The sequence below is a fragment of the Sphingomonas sp. Leaf10 genome (assembly GCF_001421245.1).
Lineage (GTDB): Bacteria > Pseudomonadota > Alphaproteobacteria > Sphingomonadales > Sphingomonadaceae > Sphingomonas.
On sequence record NZ_LMKE01000001.1, the window covers coordinates 878,786 to 891,779 of the forward strand.

Here is a 12,994-nt window from a genome sequence, read left to right on the forward strand (position 1 = left end):
CTTTACGGAGCGGTGCCGGGGCTGTCAACGCCTGCATTGCCATTTGCGGCATTTCGTTGCGCGGGCGGCACGTCCTGAACCAGCGTGCCGTGTTCGAACAAGAAGCCGGCGATGTCGGGTTTGCCGGCGCCTTTCAGCACCGTCTGGATGATGATGAGCAACGGGACGGCGAGCAGCGCGCCGGGCGTGCCCCAGACCCAGCCCCAGAAGCTGAGCGTTATCAGGATCATGAGCGGATTGATCGTCAGGCGGTGGCCGACGACCAGCGGCGTGATGACGTTCGCCTCGACCAGATGCGCGCCGACCATGATCGCGGCAGGCAGCAGCGCCCACCAGATATCGGTAAAGGTCATCAGCCCACCGACCGCCAGCAGCAGCGCGGCAAAGATCGGTCCCAGATAGGGTACATAATTGAGCAGCGCGACGATCCCGCCCCACATCAGCGGGGTCGGCATGCCGATATACCACAGCGCCATCGCGACGATGACGCCGAGCATCAGGTTGATGAAGGTGATGGTGCCGAGATAGGCCGAAGTGTCGTCGACCACGTTCTGAATGACGCGCGCGGTCGCCATCGCTCCGCCGAAGCTGCTGCGCCCGGTGATCGCGGCGCGGCGCAGGTTGGTCCAGCCGGCGAGGAAGAAGTAGATGACGAGGATCGCGAAGAACATCTCGAGCAGTGCCGAAGGGGCGGAGGTGGTGACGACGTCGAGGAGCGATTGCGGCGGGGCGACGCTGCTGGTCGTCTGACGCGCGGGGGCGCTGGCGACGTTGGTGATCAGGCCGTTCACGAATTTTTCGAGACTGGCGTAGAAGTCGATCAGCGGTGCGATGTTTTCCTGCACGCGGTCGATCCGGTCGGGCAGGATCGCCGCCCAGCCCCATGCCGGTACGACGATCGACGCCAGCGCGCCGTTGGCGACGATCAGGAACAGTAGGACGCAGAACAGCGCGGCAAGCGGCGCAGGCACGCGGTGGCGCTCCTGCCACTCGAGCAGCGGCACCAGTGCGATGGCGATGACGATCGCGGCGGTGAGCGGCAGGAAGAAGCGCGCCCCCGCCTGCAACGCGAACGGCAGCGCGAGCACCAGCCCGACCCCGGCGATCAGCGTCAGCGCGGCGAGCAACCGGTCGCGACGCAGTTCCTCGGTCGGGGCATCGACCACCGCATCGACCGGATCGGAGGGCGGGGTCGCAGCCGTGCCGGTCGCGCCGGCCCGGTCGACGGTCGTGGATTCTTCGAACGATTCTGCCATGTGCCCTGATTATCCCCCCGCGCCTTCGCCCTCCGTATCGGAGGCAACGGCCGACGCATCCGCCCTAAACGCGCGAAGCGGCGATTTGCGCCATGACGATGTCGCGGATATGGGCAGCGCCCGGCATGGGGCCGGCGGGGAGCGGCGATGATCGACGGGGACCGGATGGCTGCGCGCGCGCTGCGCCCGATCGCGGCCGATCTGGCGCAGTTGTCGGCGATCGACCGGCGGCGCCGGCTGGTCCCGATCGGGGGTCGGGACTTTTCGTCTAACGATTATCTGGGCCTGAGTGGATCGTCGTTACTGCGGCAAGCGGTGACCGATGCGATTGTGCGCGGCGTGCCGGTCGGGTCGGGTGGATCGCGGCTGCTGCGCGGTAATCATGCCGAGCATGAGGCGCTAGAGCGGGAAGCGGCTTCGTTCTTTGGCAGCGAGGCGGCGTTGTGGTTCGGCAGCGGGTTCGCGGCCAATGCGGCGCTGGTGGCGACGTTGCCGCAGCGGGGCGATCTTATCGTTCATGATGAACTGATCCATGCCAGCGCGCATGAGGGGATGCGGCTGGCCCGCGCGCCGGCGGTGGCGGCGGGGCATAACGATCCGCAGGCGATCGACGAGGCGATCGGGCGCTGGCGACGCGAGGGCGGGACCGGATCGCCATGGATCGCGGTCGAGAGCCTGTACAGCATGGATGGCGACCGCGCGCCGCTCGACGACCTGATCGCGGTGGCCGACCGGCACGAGGCGATGCTGTTGATCGACGAAGCGCATGCGACCGGGGTGTTCGGGCCGGACGGGCGCGGGCTGGCGGCGGCGTATGACGGGCGGCCGAACGTCGTGACCCTGCGGACCTGTGGCAAGGCGTTGGGCAGCGAAGGCGCGCTGGTGTGCGGGCCGGCGGTGGTGTGCGATTTCCTGGTCAATCGGGCGCGCGGCTTCATTTTCTCGACTGCTCCCTCGCCCGTCATGGCGGCGGCGGTTCGGGCGGGGTTGCGCGTGTTGCAGGACCAACCGGAACGTCGGGCGCGACTGGCAGCGTTGGTCGACCATGCCCGCGAGCGGCTGGGTCGGGTCGGCGCAAGCGTCAGCGGATCGCAGATCCTGCCGCTGATCGTCGGGGACGACGGGCGGGCAATGGCGCTGGCGGCGGCGGTGCAGGCGGCGGGATTCGACGTGCGGGGCATTCGCCCGCCGACGGTGCCGGCGGGTACCGCGCGGCTGCGCATTTCGCTGACGCTGAACGTGGACGAAGCGGCAATCGACGGGTTGGCCGATATTCTGGAGCAGTTGTTGTGAGCGTCATCGTCGTGACCGGTACCGATACCGATGTCGGCAAGACGGTGTTCGCCGCCGCACTGACCGGCGCGCTGGGCGCATCCTATTGGAAGCCGGTGCAGGCCGGAACCGATGACGGCACCGATCGCCAGCGTGTCGCGCGGCTGGCGGGGATCGCGGCCGAGCGCATCCTGCCCGAGGCATATTCGCTCACCACGCCCTGTTCGCCGCACCGGGCTGCGGAAATCGACGGGGTGACGATCGATCTCGACCGGTTGACGCTTCCGCAGGTCGAAGGGCCGTTGGTGATCGAGGGCGCTGGCGGCGTGCTGGTGCCGATCGTCGGGCAGACGACCTTCGGCGACCTGTTCGCGCGGTGGCAGCGGCCGGTGGTGCTGGTGGCGCGGACTGCACTTGGCACAATCAATCACAGCCTGTTGTCGATCGAGGCGTTGCGGTCGCGCGGCGTGCCGTTGCTGGGCATCGCGTTCATCGGCGACGGCGTTCCCGACAGCGAGGCGACGATTGTCCGGCTGGGCAAGACGAAGCGGCTGGGCCGGCTGCCCCGGCTCGATCCGCTCGACCCGGCGACGCTGGCGGCGGCGTTCGCCGCGCATTTCGATCTTGAGGATTTCCGGTGAGTTCGTCGCCCGTCTGGCACCCGTTCACCCAGCATGGCTTGCAGGAGCCGATCCCGCAGATCGTGCGCGGCGACGGCGCGGCATTGTGGACGGCGGACGGGCGACGGATCGTCGATGCGATTTCGTCATGGTGGGTGACGACGCACGGCCACAACCACCCGCGCATCACAGCCGCCATCGCCGAACAGGCCGGGCGGCTCGATCAGATCATCTTTGCCGGGTACACGCACGAGCCGGCGGAGACGTTGGCGAAGGGGCTGTGCGCGCTGCTGCCCGATGCGCTGACGCGTGTGTTCTTTTCCGATTCGGGATCGACCAGCGTCGAGGTCGCGCTGAAGATGGCGCTGGGGTACTGGCGCAACCGGGGCGAGGATCGGCACCGTATTCTGGTGCTCGATCATGGCTATCATGGCGATACGATCGGGGCGATGTCGGTCGGGGCGCGGGGCGTGTTCAACCGGGCCTATGCCCCGCTGCTGTTCGATGTCGGATCAATCCCATTCCCCGACGCCGGGCAGGAACAGGCGACGTTCGATGCGCTGGAGGCGGCGTGTCGCGCGGGTGCGGCGGCGTTCATCGTCGAGCCGCTGGTGCTGGGCGCCGGGGGGATGCGCATGTACGCCCTCGCGATATTGGCAGAAATGCAGCGGATTTGCGCGGCTTATGGCGTGTTGTTCATTGCGGATGAGGTGATGACCGGCTGGGGCCGGACCGGCACGCTCACCGCATGCGAACAGGCGGGCGTCGTGCCCGACCTGATGTGCCTGTCCAAGGGACTGACCGGCGGGGCGATCCCGTTGGCGGTGACGATGGCGAGCGAAGCCATCTATCAGGCGCATTACGGACCGGACCGGGCGACGATGTTCTTTCATTCGTCGAGCTACACCGCCAATCCGATTGCCTGTGCCGCCGCTAATGCCAATCTGGCGATCTGGCGCGAGGAACCAGTGGCGGAGCGAGTCGCGTCGTTGGAGGCACGGCTGGCGGAGCGGCTGGCGGCGCTGGCGACGCACCGGCGGGTCGCGAACGCCCGCCAGCGCGGCACGATCACGGCGTTCGAACTGGATGGCGACGAAGGCTATCTGTCGGACCGCGCGCCGAGGCTGCTGGCACGGTTTCGCGAGGCGGGCCTGTTGCTGCGCCCGCTGGGGTCGACGCTGTATGTCATGCCGCCTTATTGCATCGATGACAGCGATCTCGACGACATCTACGCAGCGCTGGGCGAGGCGTGCGACGACGCCTGATCAAGGCTCAACCGCCAAGAATCGACCGGTATAGCGCATGATAGCGTTCGGCCATCGCCTCGACCGAGAAGCGTTCGGCAACGCGCGCACGGCAGGCGGCACGGTCGATCTCTCCTACCCGCTCGATCGCGGCGATGGCTTCGTCGAGGGTGTTGACCAGGAAGCCGTTGACGCCGTGCTCGATCAGTTCGGGCATCGATCCGCGATTATAGGCGATGACCGGGGTGCCGCAGGCCATCGCCTCGACCACCGACAGTCCGAAGGGTTCGTCGAAGCCGATCAGGTGGAGCAGCGCGCGGGCCTGCCCGAGAAGATCGGTGCGCGCTTTGCCGCCGACCGCGCCGTGATAGAGGATGCGCTCACCGTCGATATGCGGTTCGACCTGTTCGCGCCAATAGTGGTCGTCCTGAACGATGCCGGCCATATGGAGGCGGCGTCCGCTGGCCCGTGCGGCGGCGACTGCCTCCGCCGCGCCCTTGTCGGGGTGCATCCGGCCGAAGAAGAGGAGGTCGTCGCTGCCCTCCGCATCGAAGGGAAAATCGGCCAGCGGGATGCCGTGGTGGATCGTCGCCGCGTAGCGCAGCGAGGGGTGGCGGTCGGCATCGCTGATCGCGACATAGTGCACCCGGTCCTGATAGGGCGCGTACATCGGCAGGATGCGATCGGAGGAAAAACCGTGGATGGTGGTGACCATCGGCGTGTCGACGAGTCCCGAAAAGGCGTGGGCAGGAAAATCGGCCTGATTGTGGATCAGGTCGAACTCATCCGCGCGTTCGAATAGGTGGGCGAGATGGGCGAACTCCCATACTTTCGCGTCGATCGACGGATCTTCGCTATAGGGCGCGGGCACGACCCCGGCGAGTCTGGCCGAGGTCTGGCTGTCGAGCGTGGCGAACAGGGTGACGTCGACACCGCGCGCGACCAGCGCCTCGGTCAACAGGCTGGTGACCAGTTCCCACGGGCCATAGTGCCGCGGCGGCGTGCGCCACGCGATGGGGGCGAGCATGGCGATGCGCATCAGTCGACTTTCAGGATCAGGGCTTCGCCGGGACGAAGGGTGGCGGTGGTCGCGGCATCATGGGTCGAGAGCACGACCGTACCGGGTTCGAGGTCGATCGTGGCGGGTTGGTGACCGAGGTTCAGCACGATGCGGTAGCGATCGGCGCCGTCGCTGCGGACGTAGGTCAGCACGTCGCCCTCGGCACGGACGTCGCTGATCGTGCCGGTCGCGAGTGCCGGGGTTGCGCGCCGCAATGACAGCAGGCGGCGGTAGAGGGTGAGCATCGAGTGCGGGTCATCGGTCTGCGCGGCGACGTTCAGCGGCAGATGTGCCGGGTCGATCGGCAGCCATGGCTCGCCTGAGGTGAAACCGCTCGTCCCGGTCCATGGCAGCGGGGTGCGGACCGGATCGCGCCCCAACCCCAGCCCCGGTTCGCGCAGCTCGCGGGGGTCCTGTACCTTGTCGGCAGGTACCTGCGCGTCGGGCAGCCCGAGTTCATCGCCCTGATACAGGGTCGGCGTACCACGCAACGTCAGCAACAGTACCGCCGCCACGCGTGCTTGTGCTGCGCCGACGCGGGTCGCGATGCGCGGGCGGTCGTGGTTGCCCAACACCCAGTTGGGCCAGCCGTCCCTTGGCAGTGCCGCTTCATATTCGATGATGCGGTCGGCCAGTTCGGCGGCGTTCCAGCCGGCTTCGATCAACTGGAAATTGAAGGGCAGATGGACTTCGGGCGCGTCGGCCGATCCGTAATAGGTCATCAGCTTCGGCACGGGCAGATAGATCTCGCCGACGAGTACCGCATCGTACTGATCGGCGAGGTCGCGCATGTCGGCGGCGATGGCATGGACTTCGGGCTGATCGGTGGAGTTCAATTGGAGGACGCGGTGCATCTCGCCGATGCCGTCGCGATAGTCGGGGTTGGGCGGGTTGTCGGGGAAGTCGGCGTGCTTGACCATGTGCCACAGTACGTCGATGCGGAACCCGTCGACGCCGCGTTCGAACCAGAAGCGCATCGCGTTCAGCATCGCGGCGCGCAGATCGGGGTTACGCCAGTTCAGGTCAGGCTGTTCGGGCAGGAAGGCGCGTGAATAATATTGGCCGGTGGCGGCGTCGAACGTCCAGGCCGGGCCGCCGAAGTCGCTGATCCAGTTGTTGGGCGGGCCGCCATCGGGGGCGGGATTGCGCCAGATATACCAGTCGCGCTTCGGATTGTCGCGCGACGAGCGGCTCTCGACGAACCATGGATGCTGGTCGGAACTGTGGTTCGGCACGAAATCGAGCAGGACGCGCAGGCCGAGTCCGTGCGCCTTCGCCAGCAGCGCGTCGAAATCGGCGAGCGTGCCGAAGCGCGGATCGATGCCAGTATAGTCGGCCACGTCATAGCCGAAATCGGCCATCGGCGACGGGAAGATCGGCGAGATCCACAACGCATCGACGCCGAGCGTGACCAGATGATCGAGCCGGTCGGCGATGCCGCGCAGGTCGCCGATCCCGTCACCATCGCTGTCGGCGAAGGATCGTGGATAAATCTGGTAGATGGTGGCGGCCTGCCACCATGGTTGCGCGGATGAAACGATCACGCGCGGACAAGCCGCCAGCGGGGAAAACGTTCCCTTATTCGAACTCCATGATGACGGCATCGACCGCCAGGCTGTCGCCGGGCGCATGGGCGATGCGGGCGACGGTGCCGAGGCGTTCGGCGCGAAGGATGTTTTCCATCTTCATCGCTTCGACCACCGCCAGCGGCTGTCCGGCCTCGACGCGTTGCCCCTCCGCGACCTCGACGCGGGTGAGCAGGCCGGGCATCGGGCACAGCAGGAAGCGCGACAGGTCGGGCGGTACCTTTTCCAGCATGTGGTGGGTGAGTGCTGCGACATGCGGCGGCAGTACGCGGACGACGTGGCTGGCGCCGCGTGCCGTCAGCTTCCAGCCGCCGATGGTGCGGGCGATGCGGGCGGTCAGCTCCATGCCATCGATACGGGCGGTCACGACCCGTTGCGAAGGGCGCCAGTGCATCACGACGTCGAGCGGCGCTTCGTCGTCGATATTGACCAGCAGGCCGCCTTCATAGCCATCGACGCAGATGTCATAGCGCTGGTCGCCGATGGTGACGACCCGCTCGGTCGACGGAATGATGCGCGTGCCGAGTTGCCCATCGATCTTTCCCGCCCGAACCGATTGTTCGAGATCGGCAACGACCGCGATCGCGGCAAGCTGGCGGAGCAGCGGTTCGTCGGCGGGGGCGCCGTGGAAGCCTTCGGGATATTCCTCTGCGATGAAGCCGGTAGTGAGCGCACCTTCGCGGAAGCGGGGGTGCTGCATGATCGCTGACAGGAAGTCGATGTTGTTGCCGACGCCGGCCAGTTCGAACCGGTCGAGTGCGGTGATCTGCGCATCGATCGCGGCTTCGCGGGTCGGTGCCCAGGTGACGAGCTTGGCGATCATCGGATCGTAGAACATGCTGACCTCGCCGCCTTCGACGACGCCGTCGTCGACGCGGGTGCGGGGTGCTTCCATTTCGGACGATGTCGTTTGCGGAGCACCCCCTCCACCACGCCGCTGCGCGGCGCGGTCCCCCTCCCCGTGCCGGGGAGGATTGTAGCGGGTCAGGCGGCCAGTGCTGGGCAGGAAGCCGCGATAGGGGTCTTCGGCATAGACGCGGTTTTCGATCGCCCAGCCGGTCAGCTTGACGTCATCCTGCGTGAAGGCGAGCGGTTCGCCGGCCGCGACGCGCAGCATCTGTTCGACCAGATCGAGGCCGGTGATCTCCTCGGTCACCGGATGCTCGACCTGCAGCCGGGTGTTCATTTCGAGGAAATAGAAGCTCTCGCCGGTCGTATCGGCACCGGAGACGATCAGTTCGACCGTGCCCGCAGAATAATAGCCGACCGCACGCGCGAGTGCGACCGCCTGCTCCCCCATCGCCTTGCGCATCGCGGGCGTGACGAAGGGCGAAGGCGCTTCCTCGACCACCTTCTGATGACGGCGCTGGATCGAGCATTCGCGCTCGCCGAGATAGACGATGTTGCCATGTTGGTCACCCAGCACCTGGATTTCGATATGGCGCGGGCTTTCGATGAACTTTTCGATGAAGACGCGGTCGTCGCCGAAACTGGCCAACCCTTCGCGCTTGGTCGCCTCGAAGCCTTCGCGAACGTCCTGTTCGGACCAAGCGAGGCGCATGCCCTTGCCGCCGCCGCCGGCCGACGCCTTCATCATCACCGGATAGCCGATGTCGGTGGCGATGCGGACCGCTTCCTCGGTATCGGCGATCTCGCCGAGGAAACCGGGGACGACGTTGACGCCGGCAGCCTGTGCCAGCTTCTTCGATTCGATCTTGTCGCCCATCGCGGCGATGGCGTTCGGCGGCGGCCCGACGAAGGCGATGCCGGCTTCGGCACAGGCGCGGGCGAAACTTTCGCGTTCCGACAGAAAGCCATAGCCGGGATGGATGCAGTCGGCACCGGTCGACTTCGCGGCGGCGAGGATCAGTTCGGGGATGAGATAGCTTTGCGCGGCGGGCGCCGGCCCCAACCGCACGCTTTCGTCCGCCATCAGCACATGCGGCGCGCGCGCATCGGCATCGGAATAGACCGCGACCGTGGCGATGCCCATCCGCTTGGCGGTGCGCATCACGCGACAGGCGATCTCTCCCCGGTTCGCGACCAAAATCTTCTTGAACAAATCGCTCTCCTGTCCGCCCCGTTTGTCCGGGGTCAGCATCATGTTTCGCGGTGCAGATCGCGCAATTGCTGCGCCCGTTCCTTCGTCAATCGTTCGAGGCAATTGGAGCGCGCCAACGGCTGCATCGATCCACCAGCATAGCGCCCCGCCTCAAGCACGCATTGCGTGTCGCGGAACTTCAGCCAAGCACGCTGGCTAGCAAGCGCCGCCGCCGCATAGCCGAAGCCACCGCCGCGCGAGCTGTTCGCGGCATCCCGTGCCTTCATCGCGGCGTAGCTCGCCTGCCATTCGCGCGTCATCGCCGCGTCGGCGCGTTGCCATGCTGCCTGTGCACAACGGTTCATGTCGACCTGGGTGGTAGCGTTAGCGCAACCGCCCTGCGCCGCCGCTGCGAACAGGAGGGTCAGCAGCATGACGCCTTCCGCATCGGTTCCTCGGCCACCATCGGCTTCATGCCCAGTTTCGCCAGCAATGCGGCATCGGCATCGTCCCCGGCATTGCCCGCGGTCAGCAGGCGGTCGCCGGTGAAGATCGAATTGGCACCGGCCATGAAGCACAGCGCCTGCGTCGCATCCGACATGCTTTCGCGGCCCGCCGACAGCCGGACCATGCTCAGCGGCATGGTGATCCGCGCGACGGCGACGGTGCGGACGAATTCGATGTCGTCGAGCTTCGAAAGTGGCGTGTCGGCCAGCATGTTGCCGAGCACGGTGCCCTTGACCGGGACCAGCGCGTTGACCGGCACGCTTTCGGGATGGCGCGGCAGGGTGGCGAGCGCATGGACGAAGCCGACGCGATCGGCACGGGTCTCGCCCATGCCGACGATGCCGCCGCAGCAGACGTTGATCCCGGCTTCGCGAACATGTTCCAGCGTGTCGAGCCGGTCGTCGAAGGTGCGGGTGGTGATGACGTTGGCGTAGTTTTCCGGCGATGTATCGATGTTGTGGTTGTAATAGTCGAGACCCGCCTGCCCCAGCCGCTGCGCCTGATCGGGGGTCAGCATACCGAGCGTCATGCAGGTTTCCATGCCCATCGCGGCGACGCCCTCGACCATCGCCACGATCTTGTCCATGTCGCGGTCCTTGGGGTTGCGCCATGCAGCACCCATGCAGAAACGCTGCGACCCCGCGGCCTTGGCCTCCGCCGCGCTGGCGAGGACGGCGTCGACGTCCATCAGCTTTTCGGCTTTCAACTGCGTATCGGCGCTGGCCGATTGCGAGCAATAGCCGCAGTCCTCCGGGCAGCCGCCGGTCTTGATCGACAGCAGGGTGCAGAGCTGCACCTGTCCGATCGCGTGATGGGCGCGATGGACGGTCTGGGCACGGAACATGAGTTCGTCGAAGGGGAGGTCGAACAGTTCGGAGATTTCGGTACGAGTCCAGTCGGTACGTACCACAGCACCGTCGTACCCCGGCGCAGGCCGGGGTCCGGTAACGACCGAGTCCGAAGGAGCCGCAACGTCCCCCAACTGGACCCCGGCCTTCCCCGGGGTACGGGTGGTTTCGGATTGGGCGGCAGTCATCGCATTCATTCGACAGTTTCTCCAACCGGCGGGAGGTTGTGGCCGAGCAGTTTCAACACCTCCGCCGCTGCATGGACCAGGTTGGTGCCCGGTCCGAAAATCGCCGCCACCCCGGCTTCGCGGAGCAGCGCATAATCCTGTGGCGGGATGACCCCGCCGGCGATCACGCGGATATCGGCGCGATCCGCCGCCGCCAGGCGCTCGATCAGTTCGGGGATCAGCGTGTTGTGTCCGGCCGCGAGGCTGGACGCGCCGACGACGTCGACCGCTTCCGCAATCGCCAGATCGGCGGTTTCCTGCGGCGTCTGGAACAGCGGACCCGAGACGATGTCGAAGCCGAGATCGGCAAAGGCGCTGGCGACGACGTTCGCGCCGCGATCATGGCCGTCCTGCCCCATCTTGGCGACCAGCATCCGGGGCTTGCGGCCCAGCCGCCGCCCGACCGCCGCCACCCCTTCGCCCGCGCGTAGCCAGCCGCTGTCATCGGCATGAGCCGGGCCGTAAATGCCCTTTACCGGGGTGACCGACACGGCGTGGCGACCGAAGGCGACCTCCATCGCCGCCGACATTTCGCCGAGTGTCGCACGAGCACGGGCAGCGGCGACGCAGAGCGCGAGCAGGTTGGCGTCCCCCTTCGCCCCGTCACGCAGCGCACCGAGTGCCGCCTGCGCCGCGGCTTCGTCGCGAGTGGCGCGGACCCGTTCGATGCGGCGGATCTGGTCGGCGCGGACCTTGGCATTGTCGATCGAGAGGATATCGATCGGGTCTTCCTCAGCCAGCCGATATTTGTTCACGCCGACGATCACGTCCTCGGCACGGTCGACGCGGGCCTGCCGGGCAGCGGCGGCGCGCTCGATATGCTCCTTGGGAATGCCCTGATTGACGGCGTCGATCATGCCGCCCGCCGCCTCGACCTCCTCGATCAGCGCCCAGGCCTTGCCGGCGAGTTCCTTCGTCAGCGCCTCGACATAATAGCTGCCGCCCAGCGGATCGACGACATGGGTCATGCCGGTCTCTTCCTGCAAGATCAGCTGCGTATTGCGGGCGATGCGTGCGGAGAAATCGGTCGGCAGTGCGACGGCTTCGTCAAGCGAGTTGGTGTGGAGCGACTGCGTCCCGCCGAACGTCGCAGCCATCGCCTCCACGGTGGTGCGGATCACGTTGTTGTACGGATCCTGCTCGGTCAGCGACACGCCGCTGGTCTGACAATGGGTGCGCAACGTCTGGCTACGCGTATTGCCGCCAAAATCGGCGATGATCCGGCTCCACAACGTGCGCGCGGCGCGCAGCTTCGCGATCTCCATGAAGAAATTCATGCCGATGCCGAAGAAGAAGGACAGCCGCCCGGCAAAGGCATCGATATCCAGCCCGCGCGCCATCGCCGCGCGGACATAGGCCATGCCGTCGGCGAGCGTGAACGCCAGTTCCTGCACCGCCGTCGCGCCGGCTTCGTGCATGTGATAGCCGCTGATCGAGATGCTGTTGAAGCGCGGCATGTGCTGCGCGGTATAGGCGATGATGTCCGACACGATCCGCATCGATGGTTCGGGCGGATAGATATACGTGTTGCGGACCATGAACTCCTTGAGAATGTCGTTCTGGATCGTGCCCGACAGCTTCTCCGGCCCTACGCCCTGCTCCTCCGCCGCGATGATGTAGAAGGCGAGACAGGGCAGTACCGCGCCGTTCATCGTCATGCTGACCGACATGGTGTCGAGCGGGATGCCGTCGAACAGGATCTTCATGTCGTCGATCGTGTCGATCGCGACCCCGGCCTTCCCCACATCGCCCGCCACGCGCGTATGGTCGCTGTCATAGCCGCGATGGGTGGCGAGATCGAAGGCGACCGACAGCCCTTTCTGCCCGGCTGCGAGGTTGCGGCGGTAGAAAGCGTTCGATTCCTCGGCGGTCGAGAAGCCGGCGTACTGGCGGATGGTCCATGGCCGGCCGGCATACATCGACGCCTTCACTCCGCGCGTGAACGGGGCGAAACCGGGCAGGCCGGGATCGGGCGCGTCGGCGGCGGTGTAGAGCGGCTTGACCGCGATCCCCTCCGGCGTGTGCCAGGTGAGATCGGCGCCCTTCACCTCCCGCGCGGCGAGCTTCTGCCAGTCTTCGATCGTCGGGCCGGTCATTCGTACGTCCCTAGCGCCCGCTGGGGGGATAAGTCGAGGTGGGTCATGTCAGCGTCCCTCGAACCGGGGGGTGCGTTTGGCGAGGAAGGCGGCGGTGCCTTCGCGGGCGTCGGCGGTGGCGGCGGCGGTGCGTTGCGCCTCCGCCTCGCGCACCATCGCGGCGGGATAGTCGTGGTCGAGGGCATAGGTGAGATTGCGGCGGGTCAGGCCGAGCGCGACCGTCGGCCCCGCCGCGAG

The 12,994-nt window shown here is 66.7% G+C and carries 10 protein-coding genes and 1 pseudogene; 3 read left to right on the forward strand and 8 right to left on the reverse strand.

From position 1 onward, the window contains the following. Positions 1-2: 2 nt before the first annotated feature. Positions 3-1,256, reverse strand: a complete 1,254-nt coding sequence (locus ASE59_RS04100) for an AI-2E family transporter (protein ID WP_082458057.1) — start codon at positions 1,254-1,256, stop codon at positions 3-5. Positions 1,257-1,421: 165 nt separating this feature from the next. On the opposite strand from ASE59_RS04100, the gene ASE59_RS04105 reads away from it, so the two are divergent. From ASE59_RS04105 to ASE59_RS04115, 3 genes are read left to right on the forward strand one after another with little or no spacing between them, the layout of a single operon-like run. Continuing rightward, a complete protein-coding gene (locus tag ASE59_RS04105; protein WP_200913157.1) occupies positions 1,422-2,549 on the forward strand; it encodes an 8-amino-7-oxononanoate synthase in 1,128 nt (375 codons plus the stop codon). After that, positions 2,546-3,169: a dethiobiotin synthase gene (gene bioD, locus ASE59_RS04110; protein WP_056452241.1), complete on the forward strand. Its 624-nt coding sequence runs from the start codon at positions 2,546-2,548 to the stop codon at positions 3,167-3,169. Before ASE59_RS04105 ends, bioD begins: the two co-directional genes overlap by 4 nt. Further along, on the forward strand, positions 3,166-4,413 hold the full coding sequence (locus ASE59_RS04115) for an adenosylmethionine--8-amino-7-oxononanoate transaminase (RefSeq protein WP_056452244.1): 1,248 nt from the start codon (positions 3,166-3,168) through the stop codon (positions 4,411-4,413). Before bioD ends, ASE59_RS04115 begins: the two co-directional genes overlap by 4 nt. 7 nt (positions 4,414-4,420) lie before the next feature. On the opposite strand, the gene ASE59_RS04120 is transcribed toward ASE59_RS04115, so the two are convergent. The 7 genes and pseudogenes from ASE59_RS04120 to ASE59_RS20560 all read right to left on the reverse strand — a co-directional run. Beyond that, positions 4,421-5,431, reverse strand: a complete 1,011-nt coding sequence (locus ASE59_RS04120) for a glycosyltransferase family 4 protein (RefSeq protein ID WP_056452247.1) — start codon at positions 5,429-5,431, stop codon at positions 4,421-4,423. Further along, positions 5,431-6,993, reverse strand: a complete 1,563-nt coding sequence (locus ASE59_RS04125; protein WP_056452858.1) for an alpha-amylase family glycosyl hydrolase — start codon at positions 6,991-6,993, stop codon at positions 5,431-5,433. The genes ASE59_RS04120 and ASE59_RS04125 overlap by 1 nt, the downstream gene beginning before the upstream one ends. A 37-nt stretch (positions 6,994-7,030) precedes the next feature. Continuing rightward, on the reverse strand, positions 7,031-9,100 hold the full coding sequence (locus tag ASE59_RS04130) for an acetyl/propionyl/methylcrotonyl-CoA carboxylase subunit alpha (protein ID WP_056452860.1): 2,070 nt from the start codon (positions 9,098-9,100) through the stop codon (positions 7,031-7,033). A gap of 38 nt (positions 9,101-9,138) precedes the next feature. Continuing rightward, positions 9,139-9,513: a lysozyme inhibitor LprI family protein gene (locus ASE59_RS04135; RefSeq protein ID WP_056452249.1), complete on the reverse strand. Its 375-nt coding sequence runs from the start codon at positions 9,511-9,513 to the stop codon at positions 9,139-9,141. Further along, positions 9,504-10,496 carry a biotin synthase BioB gene (bioB, locus tag ASE59_RS04140; RefSeq protein ID WP_056452254.1) on the reverse strand — a complete coding sequence of 331 codons (993 nt, stop codon included), beginning with the start codon at positions 10,494-10,496 and terminating at the stop codon, positions 9,504-9,506. Before bioB ends, ASE59_RS04135 begins: the two co-directional genes overlap by 10 nt. 131 nt (positions 10,497-10,627) lie before the next feature. Beyond that, on the reverse strand, positions 10,628-12,757 hold the full coding sequence (gene scpA / locus ASE59_RS04145) for a methylmalonyl-CoA mutase (RefSeq protein ID WP_056452257.1): 2,130 nt from the start codon (positions 12,755-12,757) through the stop codon (positions 10,628-10,630). Positions 12,758-12,805: 48 nt separating this feature from the next. Further along, positions 12,806-12,994, reverse strand: a pseudogene (locus ASE59_RS20560) (2-(1,2-epoxy-1,2-dihydrophenyl)acetyl-CoA isomerase); the annotation flags it as partial.